General features: G+C 28.8%; 24 protein-coding genes. 20 read left to right on the plus strand and 4 right to left on the minus strand.

Annotation, left to right across the window (positions count from 1 at the left end; translation table 11 throughout):
- Positions 1-22: 22 nt before the first annotated feature.
- The gene (locus BM384_RS00785) at positions 23-880 is read right to left on the minus strand and encodes a YitT family protein (RefSeq protein ID WP_090009715.1); all 858 of its coding nucleotides are present in this window, start codon (positions 878-880) and stop codon (positions 23-25) included.
- Positions 881-1038: 158 nt separating this feature from the next.
- On the opposite strand from BM384_RS00785, the gene BM384_RS00790 reads away from it, so the two are divergent.
- The 11 genes from BM384_RS00790 (at position 1039) to iadA (ending at position 14809) form a co-directional block, all read left to right on the plus strand.
- Positions 1039-1749 (plus strand): tetratricopeptide repeat protein, encoded by a 711-nt coding sequence (locus BM384_RS00790; RefSeq protein WP_090009651.1) that lies wholly within the window; start codon positions 1039-1041, stop codon positions 1747-1749.
- A 433-nt stretch (positions 1750-2182) separates the two neighbouring features.
- Positions 2183-2866 (plus strand): response regulator transcription factor, encoded by a 684-nt coding sequence (locus BM384_RS00795; protein WP_090009653.1) that lies wholly within the window; start codon positions 2183-2185, stop codon positions 2864-2866.
- A gap of 1 nt (position 2867) precedes the next feature.
- Positions 2868-4085: a sensor histidine kinase gene (locus BM384_RS00800; RefSeq protein WP_175537239.1), complete on the plus strand. Its 1218-nt coding sequence runs from the start codon at positions 2868-2870 to the stop codon at positions 4083-4085.
- A 202-nt stretch (positions 4086-4287) separates the two neighbouring features.
- The gene (locus tag BM384_RS00805; RefSeq protein WP_090009659.1) at positions 4288-6261 is read left to right on the plus strand and encodes a methyl-accepting chemotaxis protein; all 1974 of its coding nucleotides are present in this window, start codon (positions 4288-4290) and stop codon (positions 6259-6261) included.
- A gap of 172 nt (positions 6262-6433) precedes the next feature.
- The gene (locus tag BM384_RS00810) at positions 6434-7117 is read left to right on the plus strand and encodes a response regulator transcription factor (RefSeq protein WP_090009662.1); all 684 of its coding nucleotides are present in this window, start codon (positions 6434-6436) and stop codon (positions 7115-7117) included.
- Positions 7107-8921 (plus strand): sensor histidine kinase, encoded by a 1815-nt coding sequence (locus BM384_RS00815; protein ID WP_242945920.1) that lies wholly within the window; start codon positions 7107-7109, stop codon positions 8919-8921. Before BM384_RS00810 ends, BM384_RS00815 begins: the two co-directional genes overlap by 11 nt.
- Positions 8922-9512: 591 nt before the next feature.
- Complete coding sequence (ptsP, locus tag BM384_RS00820) at positions 9513-11132, plus strand: phosphoenolpyruvate--protein phosphotransferase (RefSeq protein ID WP_090009665.1); 1620 nt, start codon at positions 9513-9515, stop codon at positions 11130-11132.
- Between the two features lie 116 nt (positions 11133-11248).
- Positions 11249-11782 (plus strand): chromate transporter, encoded by a 534-nt coding sequence (locus BM384_RS00825; RefSeq protein ID WP_090009668.1) that lies wholly within the window; start codon positions 11249-11251, stop codon positions 11780-11782.
- Positions 11783-11786: 4 nt separating this feature from the next.
- Complete coding sequence (locus tag BM384_RS00830; RefSeq protein ID WP_090009671.1) at positions 11787-12317, plus strand: chromate transporter; 531 nt, start codon at positions 11787-11789, stop codon at positions 12315-12317.
- Positions 12318-12319: 2 nt separating this feature from the next.
- Entirely contained in the window at positions 12320-13624 is a 1305-nt protein-coding gene (locus tag BM384_RS00835; RefSeq protein WP_090009674.1) for a tetratricopeptide repeat protein, read from the plus strand.
- 12 nt (positions 13625-13636) lie between these two features.
- Entirely contained in the window at positions 13637-14809 is a 1173-nt protein-coding gene (gene iadA, locus BM384_RS00840; protein ID WP_090009677.1) for a beta-aspartyl-peptidase, read from the plus strand.
- A 39-nt stretch (positions 14810-14848) separates the two neighbouring features.
- Here the strand turns inward: iadA and BM384_RS00845 are convergent, their stop codons facing one another.
- Together BM384_RS00845 and BM384_RS00850 are read right to left on the minus strand one after the other, a co-directional pair.
- Positions 14849-15382, minus strand: coding sequence for a cell wall hydrolase (locus tag BM384_RS00845; protein ID WP_090009680.1), 534 nt, complete (start codon positions 15380-15382; stop codon positions 14849-14851).
- Between the two features lie 59 nt (positions 15383-15441).
- The gene (locus tag BM384_RS00850; protein ID WP_090009681.1) at positions 15442-16428 is read right to left on the minus strand and encodes a hypothetical protein; all 987 of its coding nucleotides are present in this window, start codon (positions 16426-16428) and stop codon (positions 15442-15444) included.
- Positions 16429-16581: 153 nt separating this feature from the next.
- Between BM384_RS00850 and cdaA the strand changes: the two genes are divergently transcribed.
- The 9 genes from cdaA (at position 16582) to glmM (ending at position 25973) form a co-directional block, all read left to right on the plus strand.
- Positions 16582-17433 carry a diadenylate cyclase CdaA gene (cdaA, locus tag BM384_RS00855; RefSeq protein WP_090009683.1) on the plus strand — a complete coding sequence of 284 codons (852 nt, stop codon included), beginning with the start codon at positions 16582-16584 and terminating at the stop codon, positions 17431-17433.
- Positions 17406-18659 (plus strand): CdaR family protein, encoded by a 1254-nt coding sequence (locus BM384_RS00860; protein ID WP_090009686.1) that lies wholly within the window; start codon positions 17406-17408, stop codon positions 18657-18659. Before cdaA ends, BM384_RS00860 begins: the two co-directional genes overlap by 28 nt.
- Positions 18660-18963: 304 nt before the next feature.
- Complete coding sequence (locus tag BM384_RS00865) at positions 18964-19182, plus strand: hypothetical protein (RefSeq protein WP_090009690.1); 219 nt, start codon at positions 18964-18966, stop codon at positions 19180-19182.
- Positions 19183-19356: 174 nt separating this feature from the next.
- Positions 19357-20958, plus strand: coding sequence for an NAD(P)/FAD-dependent oxidoreductase (locus BM384_RS00870; RefSeq protein ID WP_090009694.1), 1602 nt, complete (start codon positions 19357-19359; stop codon positions 20956-20958).
- A 229-nt stretch (positions 20959-21187) separates the two neighbouring features.
- A complete protein-coding gene (gene ptb / locus BM384_RS00875) occupies positions 21188-22096 on the plus strand; it encodes a phosphate butyryltransferase (protein ID WP_090009697.1) in 909 nt (302 codons plus the stop codon).
- A 52-nt stretch (positions 22097-22148) separates the two neighbouring features.
- Complete coding sequence (gene buk / locus BM384_RS00880) at positions 22149-23216, plus strand: butyrate kinase (RefSeq protein WP_090009700.1); 1068 nt, start codon at positions 22149-22151, stop codon at positions 23214-23216.
- Between the two features lie 108 nt (positions 23217-23324).
- Entirely contained in the window at positions 23325-24152 is an 828-nt protein-coding gene (locus tag BM384_RS00885; protein WP_090009703.1) for an AIM24 family protein, read from the plus strand.
- 94 nt (positions 24153-24246) lie between these two features.
- Positions 24247-24546: a YerC/YecD family TrpR-related protein gene (locus tag BM384_RS00890; RefSeq protein ID WP_090009706.1), complete on the plus strand. Its 300-nt coding sequence runs from the start codon at positions 24247-24249 to the stop codon at positions 24544-24546.
- 80 nt (positions 24547-24626) lie between these two features.
- The gene (gene glmM / locus BM384_RS00895; protein ID WP_090009709.1) at positions 24627-25973 is read left to right on the plus strand and encodes a phosphoglucosamine mutase; all 1347 of its coding nucleotides are present in this window, start codon (positions 24627-24629) and stop codon (positions 25971-25973) included.
- Here the strand turns inward: glmM and BM384_RS00900 are convergent.
- Positions 25960-26322 (minus strand): polysaccharide deacetylase family protein, encoded by a 363-nt coding sequence (locus BM384_RS00900; protein ID WP_139232019.1) that lies wholly within the window; start codon positions 26320-26322, stop codon positions 25960-25962. The genes glmM and BM384_RS00900 overlap by 14 nt on opposite strands.
- Positions 26323-26536 lie beyond the last annotated feature (214 nt).

Consider the following 26536-nt stretch of genomic DNA (forward strand, 5'->3'; position numbering starts at 1 on the left):
TGATACCTGCTTAAAATAAAATTTATATATTTGAGAAGCCTTTTCCACGGACTTCTGATACATCTAATATACTTATGAAAGCCCTAGAATCTATTTCTAGAATTTTACTTTTTAATTGAACCATTTCTCTTGTTGTTACTAGGCAGTATAGCATACGTCTATCGTGTTCTGTAAACTCACCTTTAGCAGCAAGAGAAGTTACACCTCTATGTAAGTCTTTCATAATATAATTTATTACTTCACATTCTTTATCTGTAAGAATAAGCATTAAATTTTTTCTAGAGAAACCTTTGAGTACTTTATCTAGAAGAACACCTTGAATAAACATTGATATAAGAGTATATAACGCTCTTGGAAAACCAAATATTAAAGCACCTACAAGTACAATAATAAGGTTTAAAGAAAAACTTAAAGAACCAACATTAAAGTTTGAATACTTTTGTCTAATTAGCATGTTTATTATATCAGTACCACCAGTTGACCCATTTCTTAAAAATACAAGTCCATAACCAATTCCACAAAGTGTACCACCATATATACAATAAAGTAATATATCATTTACTTGAAGTATGGTAGAAAAGGATTTTGTTATAAGTAGAGATACTGATAAAGAAGTCATACCTACAGCTGAGTATAGTGTAAAACGCTTTGATAATTTTTTATAACTTAATAGAAATAAAGGAATGTTAATAACAAATACTGAATAACCTGAATTTATTCCAGTAAGATATTCTAGAATAAGGGCTACCCCTGTTGCACCACCACTTAGAAGTTTAGCATGTACTAAAAATAGATTTACTCCTATAGAGGCTATAAAGCTTCCTATAAAAATTATTATTACATCTAAGATAAAACTTTTATTTTTTTTAATAAGATTAATCATAATATACCTCATAGATAAATTTAATATTTCAACACAATTATATAAAAAAAGAATGAGAAAGTTAATAAGTTTTTGTGAATAAGACGAAAAAGATAGAAATTGTTGATATTTTTGAAGTTATTTAAGATAATATTGCTTGAAGGATGTGAATTATAATGGGAATATTTAAATTACCAGGGAATTTAAAAGTAAAGAAAATAATATTATTAATTTTGGTATTAATATCAATTTGTGTTATTGCTAAGTTTGCTTATGATAATAAGAAAATTGAAGTTAAGGAAGAAACAAAAACAGAGTATTCAATAACAAATACAGATAATATAGAAAATGGAGAAGAACTTGATATTAAGACAGAGCCAAGTGAAGAAGATACTTTATACGATGATGTTTATAATACATTTTTTGGAGGAGATTGTGAAGGTGCAGTAAATAAGGGAGATCTGTTAATTTCTAAGTATCCAGATAGTTATAGAGGTTATTCTATAAGAGGAATAGCTAAAGCTTTTGCTGGAGATTTTGATAAAGGCATGGAAGATATAAATAAGGCATTAGAAATTAATCCTGATTATGGTTATGGAAGATATAATAAAGCATTAAACTATGAACTTTATGGATATTATGATGATGCTCTTAGTTGGTATGATAAAGCATTAGAGATAGAAGATTATATGTGGAGTCACTATGGAAAAGCTTCTATATACGGTAGAAGAGGCGATGTTTCTAATGCTGTATTATATTTAAATAAGGCAGTAGAAGCAGAGAAAGTTTATAATGGTGAATCTGCAATTAAAAGAGAGGCTAAAACTGAAAAAGATTTTGATCCTGTAAGGGGAAAGACTGAATTTGAAAACTTCATAAATAACTAAAAAACAGCTGCTAATTAAGCGGCTGTTTTTTATTAGAATTTATATAAGGTATGTCGTTGAACCTATAAAATTAGTTTTTATATAAATTCTATATGCTATAAATTTCAAAATTAATTATAGTTTAACTCATATCATAAATAGTATTTAAAAAAATAAGATAAAGACCCTTAATTAAAATTATATGTTTAGGAATTATTATCATTATAAGTTGTGTTGGGAAATTATTCTAATCAAGATATTTCTATTTGTATATAAATTATGATATGACCCTTAACACCCCCTTATTTAAGTGAAATAATTAATGAAACTGTTAACAAAATATGTTATTTTGTAATTTTATTTTATCAAGACAAACTTAAATAAAACTTAAAGGATGCATTTAATATACATTTAAGTTTTGTGTGTTAAAATAAGAAAAAGAGAGGTGACGATAATGAGAGTTTTAATAGTAGAGGATGAAGTACAGCTATCTGAAGCGCTTGGAGCTATACTTGAAAAAAATAATTACATAGTAGATAGAGTGTTTGATGGTGAAGATGGGCTTGATTACATAATTTCAGATATATATGATGTTGTGATTTTAGATATAATGCTTCCTAAGCTTAATGGACTTGAAGTTTTAAAAAGAGCGAGAAAGGAAGGAATAGATACACCTATTATACTTCTTACTGCTAAAGGAGAGGTATCTGATAAAGTTGCAGGGTTAGATTGTGGTGCTGATGATTATCTTCCAAAACCTTTTTACACAGAGGAACTTTTAGCTAGAATAAGAGCTCTTGGAAGAAGAAAGGGTGAGGTAGTTAATAATAATGCACTAGAGTTTCATGATATAACTCTTAATGTTGGGAATTTGGATTTAAGCTGTAATGGTAAGGTTATAAAGCTTACTGCTAAAGAATGTGGGCTTTTAGAACTACTTATTAATAGAAAAGGAATGATAACTAACAAGGATGATATTATAAGTAAGTTATGGGGATATGAATCTGATGCAGAGCATAATAATGTAGAAGTTTATGTGTCTTTTATAAGAAGAAAACTTACTCATCTTAAGTCTAAAGTAGTAATTAAAGCTATTAGAAATATGGGGTATATTCTTGAATATAAGGATGGAGAATAATATGTTTAAAAAACTTAAAAGAAAGTTTATAGCTGTAGGTATGATTTTAATTACTTCAATAATTTTACTTATATGTACAGCCATATATATATCAACTAAAAGTAATTCAGAGTATATGATATTTTCTCAGCTTAAGGATAGTTTAAATGATATAAGAGTTGGTGATCCTGTAGTAAAAGGGCATTATAAGGATACCATGCTTATTGTTTATGATACAAAAACATCAACAATAGCTTATGCTAATGAAGGTTCTTTAGATGAATCTTATGTACGAAATATAATATCATCAGTACTTGAAAAGAAGAAACCTCAAGGGTTTATAGAGGAAAATGATTATAATCTAGCTTATGTTTATAAAACATCTCCTGTAGGCGTAGAAATAGCGTTAAAAGATAGTGGAATGTATAAAAAGACTATAAGAAAGTTAGTTATTTCGGAAATAATTATTGCAGGAGTTGGTATATTTTTATCCTATTTAATATCTCTATATGTAGCTAATAAAGCTGTTAAGCCTGTAGAAGAGGCGTATAATTCTCAAAAAAGATTTATTGCAGATGCTTCTCATGAATTAAAAACCCCTTTAGCTGTTGTTAAAACTAATGTTGAAATACTTAAGGCAAATAAAAGTGAAACTATTGAAAGCCAGGAAAAGTGGATTAATTATATTTCTTTTCAAACAGATAGAATGTCAAAGCTAGTAAATGATCTTTTATATCTAGCTAAAGCAGATAATAATGAGGTACTTGGAGTCCAGTCTAAGTTTGATATAAGTGAAGCTATACTTGATCAGATGCTTAGTTTTGAAGCTGTAATTTATGAAAATGAATTGGGCTTAGATTATGATATTCAAGATAATATCATGTTTTATGGTAATAAAGAAGGAATTAATCAACTAGTAGGTATATTAGTTGATAATGCTATAAAGCATTCTTATAAAAATAAAGATATAAAGGTTAGTTTAAAAGAAGATAAAGGAATTATTAGATTTTCAGTAACTAATTATGGAGATAATATACCTAAGGAAGAATTAGATAAGATATTTGAAAGATTTTATAGAGTAGATAAATCTAGATCTAAGGAAAAAGGGGGATATGGTTTAGGATTATCTATAGCTAAAACTATAGTAAGTAAGGAAAATGGAAACATTAGAGCATTTAGTGATAATAACGTTATTAATTTGGTTGTTGAATTAAACTCTCCAAGTATTAATAAAAACTAAATAATGAAATTTTAAATTATATTGATAAGGAGCTAATCTCTTTTCAATATAATTTTTTTATTTAATAAGTATTTTTTGATTAGTGTTAAAAATAAATTATTTTAAGCATATAACAGAAAAGAAACACATATAATTTAAGGTTAATATATAAAAAAGTAAGGAGGTACTATGATACATTAGGGAACTTAAAGGGAGGGGTTTTATGAGGAATAAAAAGTTATTTACAATCAAAAAAAGAGTACTTACCATAACAATTTCGTTGGTATCTATAACTGTACTTGTTCTTTCATCAGTTGCTGTTTTTCAATTCTCTTCATTATCAAAAAGGGATTTTGAAAAAAATTCTATAAGTATTGAAGATAATATTAATAAGCTAATTGGAAATAAGATTAATAGTATAGAAGATACTATGAACTATGTTGTAGAGAATACTGACATTAATAGTACAGATGATTTCTTACAAAAGGGTAAATTTATTAATGAAAGTTTAGAGGGAATACAGCTGATTTATTTATATAATGTAGATAATAAGTCATTTGTTACTTATCCTGAAAAAGATGTATCAACTGTTACTGCAGAAGAAAAAGAGTGGTATAAAGAAGCTCAGGCGTCAACTGGTGAAATGCGAGTTACTAAGGTTTATAAAGACTCTTTAAATAATAATATAGTTACAATGGTGAAACCTGTAATAGAAAAGAATAATTTAAAAGCAGTATTATGTATTGATTATGTATTAAGTGATTTGCAAAAAGATATACTAGATGCCAAGTTTGGTGATAGTGGAATAGTATCTTTATTAGATTCTAAAGGAGAAGTCATAGCTAGTAATCATGAAGAGTTAATTAACAGTGATAATATTATGAAAAATTCAGTATGGGATATAATAAGTGGCAATGAATCAGGGACATTGGATTTTTTTAATGGTGAAGAAGAGTATAAAACAGCATATACATCAGTTAAATCAACAGGTTGGAAGTTATTGTTACAGTTGCCAAAGACAGAATATGGGCAAAATCAAAAGTATTTTATTATGAATACATCTATAGTAGCTCTTATTGCATTGATTGCAGCCATTATTGATGCTGTATCATTTTCAGGTAGACTAAGCAAAAAAATAAAAAAAATAAATGAAGGAATATCAAAGGGAAGTATTGGAGATTTTAGTGAAAATATTATTATAAAACCTGGTGATGAACTTAGTTTAATGGCTGAAGGTTTTAATAGTATGCAGGATAATATATCTAACTTAATTTCAGTTACTGGGATTTCTATAAAGGATATTGATGAGTCATCTAATAATTTATATAAAATGAGTAATCAGGTTTCAAAGGCAATGAATGATGTTGCAGAAACTATTACAGAAATATCCAAAGGAAGTATAGAGTCAGCTCAAAGTTTAGAAGTACTACTTGGAAGTTTAGATGATATTTCAAAGGAAATTGATAATATAAATGAATTGAGTATGTCTATAGGAGTGTTATCAAAAGAAACTAATAATTTAAGTAGCAATGGTCTTAATACTATAAATGTAGTAATGAGTAAATCTAATGATACAAAGAAAAGTGTATCAGATGTTAATAGAGTTGTTTTAGATGTAGAAGATAGTGTTAAGAATATAGCTATTATGAATGAGACTATAGCTGAAATTACAGAACAGACAAATCTTTTAGCATTAAATGCAGCTATAGAAGCTGCAAGAGCAGGAGAATCAGGAAAAGGTTTTGCTGTTGTTGCTGAAGAGATTAGAAAATTAGCAGAGCAAACTGCATCATCAGCTCAAAATATTAGTGATGTTATAGAACAGGTAGGAGAAAGGGTAAATATAGTAGTAAACTATGTTAAGCAAACTAATAGTATAGTAGAAGTGCAACAAAATTCAGTAGCAGATGCAAAAGAGATGTTTTCTAAAATAACAGATCAAGTAAATAGGTTAAATAATAATATAGAGGATATTGTTAAAGATATAGAAAAGGTTAATAGCAGTAAGGATAGTATCATAAAGGAGGCAGAAAATATATCTTCAATAGTAGAAGAAACTTCAGCAGGAACAGAAGAAGTTACAGCTAATACTGAAGAGGTATCAGCATCTACAGAAGATGTACTTTCACATGTAGAAAAGCTTAAAAATCTAAGCCATGACCTTAATATTGAAATATGTAAATTTAAATTGAAATAAGTTTAAATAAGCAGGAGAATATATCGAGAGATGTATTTTCCTGCTTATTATTATGTATTACTTAAAAATATTAAGTTTGGATATTAATAAAAATTTAATAAAGGCAGTTTAAATTTATGCTTTAATAAGGATAGGTTATAATAAGGTTAGAAAACCTAAGGGGGTCTTAATTATGTATAATGTTTTAGTGGTAGATGATGAAAAAGAAATCAGAGACGCCATAGAAATATATCTAAGAGGTGAACATCTTAATGTAATTAAAGCAGAAGATGGATTAGAAGCTTTAGATGTGCTAGAAACCAAGCAAATTCACTTGATTATATTAGATATTATGATGCCAAGAATGGATGGTATAAAAACTTGCATGAGAATAAGAGAAACTGATAATATTCCTATAATTATGCTATCAGCAAAAGGAGAAGATTCAGATAAAATTTTAGGTCTTAATGTTGGTGCTGATGATTACATAGCAAAACCATTTAATCATCTTGAACTTGTGGCTAGAGTAAAGTCACAGCTTAGAAGATATGAAAAGCCTCTTAATGTAGAAGATAAAGGTATTATTAAAGTAAGGGATCTTGAAATAGATACTTTAGCAAAAAGAATAACTGTAAGAGGAGAAGAAGTAAGAGTCACAGCAACTGAATATAAAATATTACATCTTCTTGCTTCAAACTTAGGGCGTATTTTTTCTATAAAGGAGATATATGAGAAAGTTTGGGGAGAGCCTTTTTATAAAAGTGAAAATACAGTTACTGTACACATAAGAAGAATAAGAGAAAAAATTGAGTTAAATACAAAGGAGCCAGAATATATTAAGGTGGTGTGGGGGATTGGTTACAAAATTGAAAAATAAGATTAAATATTATCTTAAAAATGTCTGGCTTATAGAAATTGTAATAGTACTTTTTATTATAGGGTATTTTGGAATGGAGATATTTAAGGGCTTTTCACCTAATTCATACTCTAGAGCTATTTCGGCAGTTGAAGCTGTATTAAACCCTAAAGATTACTATGAAGAATCTTTGCAAAGTGACTCTCATGAGTTAATGCAAATGGTATATAACGAAACAGATTCTTTTAGATTCTTGATGTTTGGAGATAGTAATGTAAAAACAATACTTCAAAAAAATTTTTTATATAAAACTTATGAAAAACGAGGTTATGAAATAAAGGATAATGTTTTCTTTATAATTAGAAATAAATACACAAATGAAGTATATACTAATGATCCAAATCAATATTTTCAATTAGCTAATGCAGAATATTCTAAGGATAATATATTATCATACCTTGATGAAAAGTATAATGGAAAAGAATTATACTTATATTATGACAATGAAAATAAGTTTAATAATTTAGTTGATAATGAAGAGGTAACTGCAGATAATGATGTTATATCAAATTTTGAAGAGTATTACTACACATCTGTAGATACTTATGAACAAACTTCAGATAAGAGAGTGTTTGAGTATTTAAGTATTCTTGCTATAATCGGAATGTTTTTGCTTATTAAAATTGTGCTCTATTTTATTTTCTCAAATAATAAAAAGATAAGAGGAAACTTTATTTTGAACAGTATATATGTATTGAAGTATGGTTTTTCTTTTAAGCAGACTAGGAGAACTTTAATTGTAACTATTATATGTTCAATATTATTCTTTATATTATATCTTTATTTATTAGCTATTGGAGGATATGAAAGTAATTTATTAGTTACATTCTTTAGACTTTATCCATTTAAGGGAAGTTTTCTTTTAATGATACTTCCTACTATAGGAATTATGTATTCTATTAAGAAGACAATAGAAATATGCATGGTTAATGAAAGTTTAGAAAAGATTAATAATGGAGACCTTAATTATCATATAGTTGAGCAGGGAAGTCCTGAAATATTGGAACTTATAGAGAATATTAATAAGATACAGACTGGTTATGAAATTGCTGTTGAAGATACTTTAAGAAATGAGAAGTTAAAGACAGAACTTATTTCAAATGTTTCTCATGATTTAAGAACACCTTTAACATCTATAATTAATTATGTAAATATATTAAAATCCCCTGAAATAACAGAGGATGAGCGTAATGATTATTTAAAGATAGTAGATAAAAAAGCTAAAAAGCTTAAAGTGCTTATTGATGATTTATTTGAGATGTCAAAGATTAATAGTGGAAAGATAAAATTAAATAGGGATAGAATAGATATAATGTCATTAATACATCAGGTTGTTGGTGAATATGCATATCTTTATGAAGATAAAAATATAGAATTTAAAATAAGTAGTGAATCTGAAGAAATATATATGGATCTTGATGGAAATATGATGTCCAGAGTTATAGAGAATATTGTTATAAATGCACTTAAGTATTCTTTGGAAAATACAAGGGTTTATATAGATGTTAGAGAAAGTCAGGATAATGTTGAAATTTCATGTAAGAACATCGCTAATTATGAAATGAATTTTAATAATGATGAAATAATTGAAAGATTTGCAAGAGGAGATAGGTCTAGAAATTCTAAAGTTGAAGGTTCTGGACTTGGACTTGCTATAACAAAGAGTATTATTGAACTTCATAATGGAACTATTAATATTTTAAAAGAAGGGGATATGTTTAAGATATTTATTCATCTTCCAAAGAAAGTAGAGGAAAATAGCTAGCTTAAAATTTAGGCTGGCTTTTTCTTTTTATATAAAGATATAAGGAAATATAAAAAATGATTATTAAAATTATATTTTTGAATCATATTATTATATTGTAGATGAATATATTAATTAAGTAAGAGATTTTTTGATTTTTTCTAGTTTTATAAAAATAGTTGGTTTTCTAGGCTAAAAAAATTACATAACTGTTAGTGGAGTTGAGTTGTTTTTTGACGATTTTAGTGTTTCTATATTATATAGAAACAAATTTATAATTATATAATTTAATTTGAATATAATATGAAAAGAAATTATTTGGAGTTATAAATTATAGAGGGGATATTGCTAAAGAATATAGGAAAACTTATTTTATAAATGGATATTTTTGTGAAGAAAATTAATAATTTATTCTAAATTTACAATGTTTTTGATGATTTTTACAAGTAAAATTAGTTAATTTTTTAGCAATTTAAAGGTTAACATGTTCAAAAAATATGTTATAATGATTTAAGTAAACAAGTTTAAAGGTTTACTTGGGGGGAATTGGAAAAACGAATTGAAGTTTTTTTAAGATTTAGTAATATATTATTTCGAGGAGGATCATTAATTATGAAAAAAGGTATTGCCGCTTCAAAAGGATATGCAATAGGAAAAGTATTTGTACAAGAAAATGAAGAAATAGTTATAACTGATGCAAAGGTATCAGATATAGAAGCTGAAAAAGCTAAATTAAAAAGTGCTTTAGATGCATCGAGAGAACAGCTAGAAAAGATAAAAGAAAAAGCAGCAAAAGAAATGGGAGAAGAAAAAGCAGCAGTTTTTGAAGCTCACATAACATTACTAGATGATCCTGAATTTACAGGAGCTATGGAAATGGAAATAGCCAATAATAGCATTAATGCTATGAAGGCAGTAGAAAGTGTAACTAATACTTTCGTTGCAATTTTCGATGCAATGGAAGATGCATATATGAAAGAAAGAGCTGCAGATATAAAGGACGTATCTAAGAGAATTATTTCAAACTTAGCAGGTAAGGGTGGAGATGCTTTTGCAATTACTGAAGCTAATACAGTAGTTGTTGCTCACGACTTAACTCCATCAGATACAGCTCAATTAGATAGAACTAAGGTAATTGGTTTTATGACTGATATCGGTGGTAGAACTTCACATGCAGCTATAATGGCTAGAACATTAGAAATCCCAGCTGTACTTGGATTAGGAGATATAACAGAATCTGTTAAGACTGGAGATACAGTTATATTAGATGGTATTACAGGTGATGTAATAGTAAATCCAACAGAAGAACAAATAGCTGAATATCAAGCTAAAAAAGAAAAGTTCACTGCTGAACAAGAAGAATTAAAGAAATTAATAGATGTTAAGACTACAACTAAGTCTGGTAAGAGAGTAGAAGTTTGTGGTAACATCGGTAAACCAGAAGATGTACTTGGTGTAATAGCTAACGGTGGAGATGGAGTTGGACTATTTAGAACTGAGTTCTTATATATGGATAGAGATAATGCTCCAACAGAAGAAGAACAATTTGAAAGTTATAAATTTGTTCTTGAAAAAATGGAAGGAAAACAAGTTGTAATAAGAACACTTGATATCGGTGGAGATAAGACTTTACCTTACTTACCATTACCTAAAGAAATGAATCCATTCTTAGGATATAGAGCAATAAGACTTTGCTTAGATAGAAAAGAATTATTCAAGGTTCAATTAAGAGCATTACTTAGAGCATCAGTATATGGTAAGCTTTGCGTTATGTTCCCAATGATTTCAGGACTTGAAGAATTTATGCAAGCAAAAGAAGTTGTTGAAGAATGTAAGAAAGAATTAAAGGCTGAAGGAAAAGAATATTCAGATAACATTCAATGGGGTATCATGGTTGAAATTCCAGCAGCAGCAGTTATGGCTGATGAATTAGCTAAACATGTTGACTTCTTCTCAATTGGAACTAACGATTTAATTCAATATACATTAGCAGCTGACAGAATGAGTGAAAAGGTATCTTACCTATATAACCCAATGCATCCAGCTGTATTAAGACTTATAAAAATGACTATAGATGGAGCTCACAAACATGGTAAGTGGGTTGGAATGTGTGGAGAAATGGCAGGAGATGAAGCTGCTATCCCAACTCTAGTTGAATATGGATTAGACGAATTCTCAATGAGCGCAACATCTATATTAACAGCTAAGAAAATAATCTTAGATCAAGAATAATAGATTTAAAAAAGGCTGCCTTTTGGTAGCCTTTTTTTGTTTAGATTGATTTTATATTTTAAGTTATATGAATATAATAAGAATGTAAAAAATATATGGCTTGCATGGAGGGACTTATGAAGAAAGTATTTAAGATGTTTATTACATTTTTAAAAATAGGTGCATTTACCTTTGGTGGAGGTTATGCAATGATTCCGCTTATAGAAGAAGAGGTTGTTAATAAAAATAAGTGGATAGATAAAGAGGAGTTTACTGATATGATTGTGTTAGCTCAAAGCCTACCAGGACCACTAGCTCTTAATTGTTCAGGGTTTATTGGAAATAAAGTATATGGGGTTTTAGGAGAAATTATAGCTATAATTGGCATAACACTTCCATCATTTTTAATGATATTGGCTATTGCTACTGTTTTTATGCAGTTTAGGGATAATTATTATGTTAATCTTGCATTTAAAGGTATTGCGGCAGTTGTACCAATACTTGTATTAGTAGGAGTTAGTAGTGTTTCTAAAGGGATAGAGAAAAATATTCAAAATTTAATAGTATTAGCAGTAGCATTATTCCTTCTTTTAGTATTTAATGTTAATCCTGTTTATGTAACTATAGCAGGTGCTGTTTATGGAATGATTTTTTTTAGAAAGAAGGTTTAAGGTTATGAAGATTTATATACAATTATTTTTAACTTTTTTTAAGATAGGGGCTTTCAGTTTTGGAGGAGGCTATGCCATGATTCCTTTTATTCAACGAGAAGTTATAGATAAGCATAATTGGATAAACTTAAGTAATTTTAGCGATATTATTGGGATATCACAAATGACACCAGGTCCTGTTGCAGTTAATACAGCTACCTTTGTTGGATATAAACTTGCAGGAGTATTAGGAAGTTTAAGTGCGACTTTAGGAATAACAGTTGTTTCTTTTATACTAATCACATTAGTAAATAAAATAATGAATAAGTTTAAAGAATCTAAGTTATGGAAGGCTGCACTTTTAGGAATGAGGCCTGTTTTAATAGCACTAATATTAAATGCGTTTTTTTCTTTAGCAAAGACTTCCTATGTGGATATAAAATCAATTATAATGGCATTAGTATTAGGGGTAGGTTTATTTACTAAGAAATTGAATCCTATTGTAGCTATTGGTATAGCTGCGGGATTAGGAATATTTGTGTGGGGAGGATTTTAGTATTGAAATCTAAGAATAAAAATAAAACTTATTTAAAAGCTGTGCGTTATTATGAAGAAGGAAAGTTTGATGAAGCTATAAAATTATGTGATGAATGTATTTCTGAAAATTTAAAGAATAGCTCTGCTTTAAACTTAAAGGGTTTAATATTGTACATAAAGGGCGATTTGGAAAATGCAAGAAATCAGTGGAAGATAAATTCAGATCAAAATGATAATTCTTTAGCTAAAAATTATTTATTTGATTCAGTGAAAGATATGGATAGATATAAGATTTTTATGGAAGCTAAAAGAGATATAAAAGACATAAAAATTGATGAGGCTATTAGAAAGCTTATGCTATGCAGGGAAAGTGATTATAATTCTATAAATGTTAATCTTGCTTTATCAGACTGCTATTTTAAAAAAGGAGATTATTCTAATAGTAGTGCATATTTAAAAAAGGTATTAGAGTTAGATAGTAATAATGTATCAGCTAAGAAAATAGCTAAGAACCTTCAGGAGTATGGTGATATAAAAATAACGACCAATTCAGCAGGAAAAGGCTATATAAAGTACGTTATTTCTGGAGCTTTAGTTGTGTGCCTTTGTGTAGTAGCTGGTTTTACTGTTAAAGCTGTTAAATCTAACATTGATAGTAAAAAGAATAAAGTAGAAGATGTGAATATTACTGTGGAAAATACTGAAGAAGATAATGAAAATACAGAAAATCAAGCAAGTGAAGAGAAAAAAGTTAAAGAAAAAGGGAATGATAGTGTAGATAAAGGTGAAAATAAAGTAGAGAATAAAATAAACTTTAGCGAACTATCAAATTTAATAAATGAAAAGAATTATGATAAAGTATATGACGAGCTTCAAAAGATAACTCAGCCAGATAAATTAACAGGACAAGAAAAGACTATTTATTATAATGGGAAACAACTGTTAGAGGATAAAGGCGCAGAGTATTTTTATGAAACAGGGTATGAGTTATATTCTAATAAAGCATATGAGCAGGCGAATAATGAGTTTGTAAAAGGATATACTTATGGAAAGAATAGTTATTTATATCCCCATTTAATATTTTACACTGCAGCAAGTTATGAAGCTTTAGGAAATGTAAATGAAGCTATAAAATATTATGAACAATATTATAATGAATTTAGTAACTCAGATTATATTGAAGAAGTTACTTATAAACTTGCTATTCTTAATAAAAGTGTAAATATAGATTTGGCAAAGAAATATGCTGAGGAATTAAGAGAGAAGTATCCATCTTCAATGTACAATAATAATGTTATTTCAAATTTGATAGATAGCGTAAATTAGGATGTGATATTTTTGATTACCGTTATAAGAGATATTGATGTTTATGAACCTAAACATCTTGGGAAAAAACAAGTTGTTATAGTAGGGGACAAATTTGAAGGAATATATGATGAGATAAATATTCCTGAGGATTTTGTGAATATAAATATTATTAATGGTAAAGGCAAAATAATGATGCCAGGATTTATTGATAACCATGTCCACTTATTAGGTGGAGGTGGTGAAGGAGGATTTGCTACAAGGACACCAGAAGTTAAGTTTACTGAGTTAACTAAAGCAGGGATAACAACGGTAGTAGGGTGTTTAGGAACAGATAATGTATGCAGAGGTATGGCTGAATTAATAGCTAAAACCAGAGTTTTAACAGAAGAAGGTATTAGTGCTTACTGCTATACTGGATCTTATGAAATACCTGTAAAAACATTGACTAAAAGTATAAAAGAAGACTTAATGATTATTGATAAGGTAATTGGTGTAGGAGAAATAGCTATATCAGATCATAGAAGCTCTGAGCCTTCTGCTAAAGAACTTCTAAGGGGGTTATCAGAAGCAAGAGTTGGAGGACTTTTGTCAGGTAAAGGTGGTATAGTTGATATTCATGTAGGAAGTGGTAAAAAGAAAATTGATATGCTGTTTTCAATTATTGAAGATAGCGAGATACCAGCATCTCAGATTCTTCCTACCCATATGAATCGAAGCACAGAATTATTTAATGATGGAATAGAGTATATAAAAAAGGGTGGATATATTGATTTGACTACAAGTTCAAACCCAGACTATATGGAGCCAGGAGAGATTAGAACAAGTGAAGGCTTAGCAAAATTATATAAAAAAAATATACCTATAGAGCATGTTACTTTTTCATCTGATGGTAATGGCAGTCTGCCTTTATATGATAAAAACAATAAATTAGTAGGCATAGATATATGTTCAGTTAAATCTTTATACGAAGAAGTTAGAAATGCTGTTTTAAACTACAATGTTCCTTTAGAAATTGCAATTAAGGTTATAACTTCGAATGCTTCAGACATTCTAAAGTTAAGTGATGTTGGAAGGATAAAGAGTAAGTTTAATGCAGATTTTGTTATGGCAGATATGAAATCACTAGAGATAACAGATGTATTTGCAAGAGGTAGATTCCTTATAAAAGATAATAAAATACTTGTTAAAGGTAAGTTTGAATAACAAAGGAGTATGCTAATATTAGCTATACTCCTTGGATTTTTAGCATCTAAAGAAAACATGATGCCCTATGGTTTTTATATTTCGTTTTGCTGTAGACTTCATCCATGAACATGTTGCAGTAGAAGGATTATAAAAGTATAATGCATCATTAGTAGGGTCTGCTCCTCTTAATGCATCATAAGCTGCTGCATAACAATTATCATCAGGATAAGCGGTTATGTTTCCATTTTTAACACAGGAAAATGCTTTTGGCTGAAAAATAACACCTTGAATAGTATTAGGAAATTGTTTATCTAATACTCTATTCAGGACTACAGAGGCAACAGCTACCTTTCCTTCATAAGGTTCACCTCGGCTTTCAGCATAAATTAATTTTGCTAATAAATCTATATCTGACTTTGTCACATATAGAGATGTCTGACCGTGATTAAATACTTCTACTACTTGATCTATATTATTATTTATGTTTTCGACTTGTTCAACAGCTTGCACTTTAACTGTTAATATGTTGTTAGAAAGAGCTACAAATGAGAGGGCTACGTAAATTAATAACGATTTTAAAAATTTGTTCATACAAACCTCCTTTTCTAACCCGGTCAAAACATATTATGACCAAAAGTTCATGATATATACTATTTTTTATTAAATTTATCCAACTCTGTTCTTAAATTCTTTAAGTTATCTTTAAAATCAGAATACTTAGAAAAGCTGTTTTTATAATTCTCTTCAATGTCTAATTTGTGGTCAGAATTAGTAAAAGTTTTTTCGGCCTCAATTGAATGTTCAAGAGAAGTAATATATAGTTCATAATAATTAATTGTGTCTTGAAGTAGATTATAAGATTTAGTTTCACCTTCAGGGATTGTTATACAATAAGATTTATTCTTTATTGTGTTTAAAGTAGACTTTTTATCTTTAATGTCCTTAATAAGATTATTGAAATCGCGTTTATCTTCTCTAATTTTATTAATTGCAGGCTCTAAATCTTCATCAATTTTATCAAAAGAATCTATGCAGTTATTTAAATTTTCTATATAGTTATTTTTCTGAGTAGTTTTAATATCATTATCTCTATTTAGGCTTATAAGTACACTAAAATACTTATTTATATAGTTAAAGAAATCTTTAGCCCCATTATTGAAATTAAGATCTATTTTATAAGAATCTAATGAGTCATAATTATTTAAAAGTAAATTATAAGTTTTAGAATATTCATTGTATGTTGATAATAAGTTATCTGATGCAGAAGTTTTTAATAATGATGAACATAAATCATTAATTGATATATTGTAATTTAAATTATCTAAAAGACTGTTTTTTATTTCTATTTCATTATCAGAAACAGATATTTTATTTAGTGAATCTTTAATATATGATAATTGTTCATTTTTATTTGAAAGGTCAGAGATAATTTTATCAGCTTCTATTTCATCATTTATTATTAGTTCATTGAAAGTATTATTATATTGTTTTATTTGTGAAAAAATAGGGGTTAATAATGAATATACCTTTTTTGGAAATGTAAAATTAATAAATAGAATAATTAATAATGATAATGCAAATAAACACATTAAAGGGATTATTGTTTTTTTATCTAATTTTAAATTATTAAATTTCATATAAAAATACTCCTTAAAAAAATATTTATAGTGCTTATAAAATTTATATTACTTATGAATTAAGAAAATGTTCATAAAATTGTAATTAGCTTTATATTAAGGAATTTTAATTTAGTGTATAATCTATATATAAATGATTTACGAGGTGACTCCATGAACGAATATTATTCTTTAGTACTAAACACAATAAAAAATATATCCGTATGGTCTGTTGTAGATATTTTAGTTGTATCTTATATTTTTTATAAAATATATAAATTAATGCAGGAAACAAGAGCGGAACAATTATTAAAAGGATTGGTTTTAGTTTTAATTCTTTTACCAATAAGTTATGTGCTTAAGCTTAATATGCTTAATTTTATAATAAATAAGACATTAACTATAGGTGTACTATCAGTAGTAATTATCTTTCAACCAGAAATACGAAGAGCATTAGAACATTTAGGAAGAAGTGCATTTGAAGACATTCATAACATGCCTTCTGGAAAAGATAGAGTAGAAATTGTGGATGAAATAGTAACAGCTGTGGAAAACCTAGCAGAAACAAAAACAGGAGCACTTATTGTTATTGAACAAGCAACAGGGCTTGGAGAAATTTTAGGATCAGGAACTATAATAGATGCTAAAGTTTCATCAGCCTTATTAGAAAATATATTTGTAGTAAATACTCCCCTTCATGATGGAGCTACAATAATAAGAAAAGATAGAATACATGCTTCAGGATGTGTATTGCCATTAACTAATAATAACACTATAAATAAAAAGCTTGGAACTAGACATAGAGCAGCATTAGGATTATCTGAAAACTCAGATGCCTTAATTATAGTTGTGTCTGAAGAGACAGGAGTTATTTCATTAGCTGTTAATGGAAAGCTTACAAGAAACTATGACAAAGAAAAGTTAAAATCTATATTATTAAAGATAATGGCAAATAGAGAGGCTAAGAGAGTAAAAACATTAGGAGAGAGGGTAAAAACATGGATAGGACAAAGAAAAAAAGCTTAGTAGTTAAATTTGTATGTCTATTATTATCTTTTGTATTATGGCTTTATGTATCTAATGTTGAAAACCCAACGCGTAATTCAGAAATGAAAGGAGTATCAGTAGAACTTGTAAATGAGGATGTACTTTCAGAATCTAATTTGTATATTACAGGTGATACAAATTTTACTGTAAATTTAAAGCTAGAAGGTGCAGCAAATGATATATATAGTCTTCATAAAAGTGATTTTAAGTTGAGAGCTGACTTAGGTGAGTATGCATTAAAAAAGGGAGAAAACAATATTCCAGTTGAAGTTGTATCTTCACCAAGTGGAGTTACTATAAAAAATAGTGCTCTTCTTAAAATAAAAGTTAATCTTGAAGAAGGTACAGAGAAAACAGTAAAAGTTTATTCAAAGGTTGTAACATCTTATAGAAATGGAGTTAGTCAAAAGGCTATTAGTGTAAGTCCATCTGTTGTAAAAGTTTCTGGACCTGAGAGCTTAGTAAATACTCTTTCATCTGTTGCAATGAAAGGACAAATTTCAGATATATCAAAAAATATATCTCAGAATTTTAATTTAGTAGCTGTAGATTCAAATGGTAATGAGGTTAATGGGGTTAAACTTAGCCAAGAAAAAGGCGAGCTTACCATAGAAGTAGGTAAAGAAAAGGAAGTAAAAATAAATCCTATATATGCAAACAAGCTATCTGATGATTTAACTCTTCAAGATTTTTCATTATCACAGCAAACAGTAAAGATTGTTGGAGATACTTCAGTTATAAATTCTATACAGCAGATAGATACTCAGCCTATAGACTTATCAACTATAAAGGAAAGTGGGGATATTAATGTTAAATTAAATCTTCCAAACGGGGTATCCTTAGCTTCAGGAAGTGGCAATATAACTGGACATATTGATGTTAAGAAAAATGGAGATAGCAAGGAAGTTACTAATACTACTGATGAAGTGACTTCTAAGAAGATAGATGGAATAAAAGTTAATATTACAGGAAAAGAGGATAATAGTAAGTTGAATTTTGATGTGGATAATGTAACTGTTGAAGTATCAGGAAAAGAAAGTGATTTAAATGGTATAACAGCAGATAATATAGCGGCTTCAGTATCAGTTAGTGACATAAAGGAAGCAGGAGAATATGAAGAACCAGTAAATATTTCTATAACAAATTCAAATTCTCCAGTAACTATAAAAACAAAGCCAGACAAAGTTAAAGTTACTGTTAAGTAAAATAATTAAGCGAAAATTGAAAAACAAATTCATTTTCAAGAGCAATATTTTGATAGTGAAGTTTATATGGGGAAATAGAAAAATAACTAAGGTTTAGTAATGGAAAACAATTACTAAATCTTAGTTGTTTTTATTAGTATAAAGTAAGAATTTAAAGATGGAAGAATCAATAGTAAATTGCTATACTACATATGGAATTTTATTTGCTTTAACTAGAAGTGAAAATTTAACATGGATTTATAATGATTTTATTCAATTACGATATGCAGAGGCTTAGGGAATATTCATTTTTGATGAACATGAAATGTTATTAGCTAATTGTCCATACCTTAATTTCTATATAGTTCCAAATGAGCTTTTTGTACAGAAATATAATAATTCTATTGAAGACTTAATAGTTGAATTAATAGACTTGGGATTTTATTTATTTCTATATGTAGATAGATATTATATGCCTGCTTATAAGCAGTATAAAAAGGAAAACACTTATAACATGAAATTATTGTTTCAGGATATGATTTAATAAATAAGATTTGAGTTAAAGGAAAGTATTGAATTTGAAAAAAATTAATAAACGATATAATTATAATTAAGTAAAAATAAAATTTTTATTTAAATGTTATATATCTCCACTCTTAATCTTTTCAGATTTATGATAAAATGCATAGAGAGTCTAAAGAAAAGAGAGCGTGATTAAATGACTATAAGAATTAATAATATAAATTTAAGTATAGATGAACCAAAAGAATTAGTTAAAAAGAAAGTAGCTAAGGAACTTAGAATAAAAGAAGATGAAATAATAAATTATACAATCATAAAAGAAAGTATAGATGCTAGAAAGAAAGACAATATAAAGTTTAACTATTGTATAGATGTTAATTGCAATGGTGAAAAAAGAATTTTATCAAAAGCAAAGTGCAAGGATGCTAAGATTGAAGAGGAAGAATTTGAAGAAAAAACACCTCATGGAACTAAAAAAATGAATTCAAGACCTGTAGTAATTGGTTTTGGACCAGCTGGGATTTTTGCAACGTTAACATTAGCACAGCAAGGATATAAGCCAATAGTTTTTGAAAGAGGAGAAGATGCAGAAACTAGAACTAGAACTGTTGAATCTTTCTGGAAAGGTGAATCAGATCTTAATTTAGAATCTAATGTTCAGTTTGGTGAAGGGGGAGCGGGAGCGTTCTCAGACGGTAAATTAACTACAAGAATTAAAGATAAAAGATGCAGATTTGTGTTAAAAGAATTAGTTCAGGCTGGTGCACCAGAAGAAATTATGTATGAAGGCAAGCCGCATGTTGGAACTGACATTTTAAAAGATGTTGTTATGAATATAAGAGAACAGATAAAATCTCTTGGAGGAGAAGTTCACTTTAATTCAAGATTAGAATCTATAAATGTTAAAGATGGAGTTTTAAAAAGTATAGTTGTTAACGGTTCAGAAATTCCATGTGAAGCTTTAGTTTTAGCTATAGGACACAGTTCAAGAGATACATATGAAATGTTACATAGACAAGGAATATTCATGGAAAGCAAGCCTTTTGCTATAGGTGTTAGAATTGAACATCCACAGGAAATTATAAATGTAAGTCAGTATGGAAAATTTGCAAACCATCCAAGACTTAAGGCTGCAGATTATAGATTAACTTATCAATCTAGAGCAAATAATAGAGGAGTATACTCTTTCTGTATGTGCCCTGGTGGAGTTGTAGTTGCTGCAGCATCAGAAGAAAAGAGACTTGTATCTAATGGAATGAGTTATCATGCAAGAGATCTTGAAAATGCAAACTCAGCTTTAGTTGTAACTGTAGGACCAAATGATTTTGAAGGTAATTCACCACTTAACGGAATGGAATTCCAAAGACATTATGAAAGTCTTGCATACAATTTAGGAGGAGGAAACTATAAAGCACCAGTACAGCTTGTTGGAGATTTCTTAAAGGATCAGAAGTCTACTAAGATAGGAAAAGTGAATCCGTCTTATACAGCAGGATATGAGCTTAGAGAATTAAAAGAATGTCTTCCAAGTTATGTTATTGATACTTTAAAGGAAGGTATTACTGTATTTGATAATAGAATTAAAGGCTATGCTATGGATGATGCAGTGCTTACAGGAATAGAAACAAGAACTTCAGCACCAGTAAGATTAAGTAGAAATGATAATTTAGAAAGTATAAGCGCTAAGGGACTATATCCTTCAGGAGAAGGGGCAGGCTTTGCTGGAGGAATTATTTCAGCAGCTGTTGATGGAATAAAAGTAGCTGAAAAAATCATAGCTGAATATAAAGAAATGTAAAAAAGAAATATAAAATATTAAAGAATGTTCTGAAAACTTTGCTTTTTAGAACATTTTTTGTTACAATAAATTTAGCATAAATGGAAATTTTTTTAATTTTAATTTGTTATAAAATTAACATAGTGCTATAAGACTGAAATCATATTTACTGCTTGAAAAGTTAAAAAGACTATAAAAAATGGACTAAACTCCACAAAAAATAAAAAAATATAATAAGAGGTGCATGGAAATGAGTAAAAATTTTGATGAATTATTGTCAAAGGTTAAGGAGTGCGAAAGAAAAAAACTAGCTGTTGCAGTTGCACAGGACAAGCCGGTTCTAGAAGCTGTAAATGAAGCTAAGAAGATGGGGATTGCAGATGCAATTTTAGTAGGAGATAAAGATAAGATAAAGGAAGTAGCTTCAACAATCGATATGGATTTATCACAATTTGAAATTCATCATGAAGCAGATCCTAAGAAAGCTGCTTTAGATGCAGTTCAATTAGTATCAGCAGGAAAAGCTGATATGGTTATGAAAGGATTAGTTGATACAGCTACATTTTTAAGAAGCGTTTTAAATAAAGAAATTGGTTTAAGAACTGGTAAAGTAATGTCTCATGTTGCTGTATTTGAAATAAAAGGATATGATAGATTACTATTCTTAACAGATGTTGCATTTAACACATATCCAGAATTAAAAGATAAAGTTCAAATAGTTAAGAATTCAGTAACAGTTGCTCATGCTTGTGGTATTGATTGTCCAAAAGTTGCACCAGTCTGTGCAGTAGAAGTTGTAAATCAAAATATGCCAGCTACTTTAGATGCTGCACTATTATCAAAAATGAGTGATAGAGGACAAATAAAAGGATGTATAGTTGATGGACCATTAGCTTTAGATAATGCATTATCAGAAGAAGCAGCAAAACATAAGGGAGTAACAGGACCTGTAGCAGGTAAGGCAGATATACTATTAATGCCTGATATAGAAGCAGGAAACATCATGTATAAAACATTAACATACACAGCAGATGTTAAAAATGGTTGTGTTTTAGTTGGAACTTCAGCACCAGTTATCTTAACTTCAAGAGCTGACAGTTTTGAGACAAAAGTTAATTCAATAGCTTTAGCAGCAATAGTTGCAGAAGCTAGCAAATAAAATATATAAATAGTCATAAACAATTTCATATAAATACTGGGGGGTACATGTTATGTCATATAAGTTATTAATAATAAATCCAGGTTCAACATCAACTAAGATTGGTGTTTACGAAGATGAAAAGGAGCTATTAGAAGAAACTATAAGACATACTAATGAAGAAATTAAGAGATATGACACTATATTTGATCAATTTGTTTTTAGGAAAGATGTTATCTTAGAAGTACTTAAGAAAAAGAATATTGATGTTAAGGAGTTTGATGCTATTGTAGGTAGAGGAGGACTTCTAAAACCAATAGAAGGAGGTACTTATAAAGTAACTGATGATATGTTAAATGACTTAAAAGTTGGAGTTCAAGGACAACACGCATCAAACTTAGGTGGTGCACTTGCAAAGGCTATAGGAGATGAATTAAAAGTTCCTTCTTTTATAGTTGATCCAGTTGTAGTTGATGAAATGGAGGAAGTTGCAAGATATTCAGGAGTTAAGGAACTTCCAAGAAAGAGCATATTCCACGCTTTAAATCAAAAAGCAGTTGCTAAGAGATATGGTAAAGAAAGTGGAAAAGGATATGAAAATCTTAACCTAGTAGTAGTTCATATGGGGGGCGGAGTTTCTGTTGCAGCTCATAAGAATGGAAGAATCATTGATGTTAACAATACATTAGATGGAGAAGGACCATTCTCACCAGAAAGAGCTGGTTCTGTACCAGCAGGAGATTTAGTTAAAATGTGTTTCAGTGGTAAATATACTAAGGAAGAAGTATATAGCAAAATTGTTGGAAAAGGTGGCTTTGTAGGATACTTAGATACTAATGATGTAAAGGGAACTATCGATAAGATGGGAGAAGGTAATAAAGAGTGTACAAAAGTCTATAAAGCATTTGTTTATCAGATTGAAAAAGCAGTAGGTTCTATGGCTGCAGCTTTAGATGGAAAGGTAGATCAAATTATTCTTACTGGAGGAATTGCTTATTCAGATATTTTAGTTCCAGATCTTAAAGGAAGAATAGAATGGATAGCTCCAGTTACAGTATATCCTGGAGAGGATGAATTATTAGCTCTAGCTCAAGGTGCATTAAGAGTTCTTAATGGAGAAGAGGAAGCTAAAATTTATTAGTAAATAATATATTTTGAGCTGTTACTAATATTTTTATTAGTAGCAGCTTATTTTTTATAAATTAGTCAATACTTAAAGATAGGTTAAATATTTTATAGGGGGGAGACTATGAGGACAAGTGTTGATTCAGATAATAAACTTACAATGCTAGCTCAAATGTCTAATGATGCAAAATTTCAAGTTCTTGAATATGATAGACTAAGTGGAGGTTTAGATATTAAAACTGCCTTATGTCTTAACATTATAAATGATGCTGATATAAGGCTTAGGCAAGTAAGAATAATATTACAAGATAGTGCTGTGAAGTTGGAGATTGGTTCATTAAGCTATATGAAAGGTGATATAAGCATAAGAACAAAGGAGCATGGTCTTTTAGAGTTAGGTAAGAAATTTTTAAAAGGTAAGGCTACAGGAGAGAATCTAATTAAACCTACTTATAAAGGAACTGGTGAAATATTTTTAGAACCATCCTTTGGGTATTATGCTTTAATAGAATTAGAGGATGATGAAATAATAGTTGATGATGGAATGTTTTATGCCTGTGAAGATAGCGTACAAGTTGAAGTTTCAATGCAAAAGACAATATCATCTATTGCTCTTGGAAATAAAGGAGTGTTTCAAACTAAATTAAAGGGAAGTGGAATTGTTGTACTTGAACTTCCAGTACCTGAGTCAGAAATATTTAGATGTAAGCTAAATAATGATTTTTTAAAGGTAGATGGTGATTTTGTAGTTTTAAGAACAGGTAATATTGAATTTTCAGTTCAAAAATCATCTTCTGTAATAGGATCTATGACTAATGGTGAAGGATTTTTAAATGTTTATTCTGGTACTGGAGAAGTGTGGATTCTACCTACTAAAACTACATATGAAGATTTAGAGATAGATGGATTAAAAAATATAATTGGTTTAGATGAAAATAATGCTAAGGAATAATGTGGTTTAGTATAATAAAGTTGTGAATTATTAAAGCTTTAAGTATAATGATAAATAAGAATTATAATACTTTAATTAATTGGGAGTGAGATTAATGGGTTCTTTTGAATCTAAGTTAAAAAGTGATGAAATGGATTTATTATTTAAAGCTATATTAAAGCTTGAGAATATGGAGGAATGTTACAAATTTTTTGAAGATGTAGCAACCATAAATGAAATAAAATCTTTAGCTCAAAGAATACATGTGGCAAAGCTATTGAGCGAAAAGAAAACTTATACTGAAATCGCAGAAATAACAGGAGCTAGTACAGCAACCATAAGTAGGGTAAATAGGTGCGTAAATTATGGAAGCGATGGATATAATATTATACTTGAAAGGCTTAAAGAAAGTTAAAAGTTGATATAAACAACAATAGAGTTTATACTATTTATAGTAAAAAATAGATTATTTATTTTAATTGTGAGGTAGAAAAAATGAGTAGAATGTTTGGAACTGATGGAGTAAGAGGTATAGCCAATACAGAATTAACATCTCAAATAGCATATAATTTGGGAAGAGCAGGGGCTTTTGTCTTAACTGAAGGTACACACAAACCTAAGATATTAGTTGGAAAGGATACCAGAATTTCAGGTGACATGCTAGAAGCTGCATTAGTAGCTGGTATATTATCAGTAGGTGCAGAAGCGGTAGTATTAGGAGTAGTACCAACACCAGCAGTAGCACATTTAACTAGAGAATATGGAGCAGATGCTGGAGTAGTTATATCTGCATCTCATAATCCTGTTGAATATAATGGAATTAAGTTTTTTGATGCTAGAGGATATAAGCTTTCAGATGAATTAGAAGATCAAATTCAAAGCATAATAGAAAGCGATTTTGAAGGAGTACCAAGTCCAATTGGTGTGAACTTAGGAAGAGAGTATGTAAAGGCAAGTGCATTAGAAGATTACATAAACTTTGCAAAATCTACAATTTCAGGAGATTTAAAGGGATTAAAAGTTGCTTTAGATTGTGCAAATGGTGCTTCTTATAAGTCGTCAGTTGAAGCATTCAAAGAATTAGGTGCAGAAGTGCATGTTATAAATAATACACCAGATGGAACTAACATAAATAAGAAATGTGGTTCTACACATCCAGAAGAACTTATGGAATATGTAGTAAAAAACGGATGTGATATCGGATTTGCATTTGATGGTGATGCTGATAGATGTTTAGCAGTAGATGAAAAGGGAAATCTAATAACAGGAGACTTTATTTTAACTATCTGTGGAAAATATCTAAAGGAAATGAATAAGTTACATGATGATACAATAGTTGTTACAGTTATGAGTAACTTAGGTTTAGACATAGCATGTAAAGAAAATGGAATGAAGACTTTAAAAACTAAAGTTGGAGATAGATACGTTCTTGAAGAAATGACTAAAGGAAACTATGTACTTGGAGGAGAACAATCAGGACATATTATATTCTTAGATCATAACACAACTGGAGATGGACTTGTAACTGCATTACAAATTGCATCAATAGTTAAAAAAGAAGGTAAAGCTTTAAGTGAATTATGTTCTATAATGAAGGAACTTCCACAAGTATTAGCAAATGCTAAAGTTCCAAATGATATGAAGAATATTTACTTAGAAGATGAAGAAATAAAGGCTGAAATAGCTAGAATAGAAGAAAGCTTAAATGGAAGAGGAAGAGTTTTAATAAGACCTTCTGGAACAGAACCATTAGTTAGAGTTATGCTTGAAGGTGAAAACCAAGAAGAAATAGATAAGATGGCTCATAACTTAGCTGATATGATAGTTGCTAAATGTAAGTAGATAATATATAAAAATATAGGCTATTATTCGAAGAAAAATCGAGTAATAGCCTATTTTTTAAATCATAAATATTAGTCCATATTTTGTTCTTAAAATTATTATTAATTTTTACTTTATTAAATAAATTAGTAACAGTAACAAATTCATAATTATCTTTTTTTAAACTTTCAATAATTATTGGTAATGCATTCACTGTATTAATATTTCCTGTAGCATCATGAAGCAATATAATAGACCCATCTTTAACATTATCAATAATAGTTTTCGCACGTGTTTTAGCTGAAATTTCAGGAATCCAATCCTCGCAACCTATGCCGCATATAAAAGGAACATCTATGATTTCAAACATTTCATTCTTTACAGCGATATATGGTGGCCTGAAAAATTTAGGATAATATCCAGTTATGTTTTTTATAGAATTAGAAGTGTATTCAAATTCTTTTTTTAATGCATAGAAAAGTATAAAATTTTTTTTGATGTTAAACACTGATTTTGACTGGCTTTCTCATATGGAAGTTATCAAATGCATTAAAAAATAATTGTAGGCCGCAAAAGAACCTAAA

It is taken from the genome of Clostridium sp. DSM 8431, from assembly GCF_900116755.1.
Taxonomy (GTDB): domain Bacteria; phylum Bacillota; class Clostridia; order Clostridiales; family Clostridiaceae; genus Clostridium.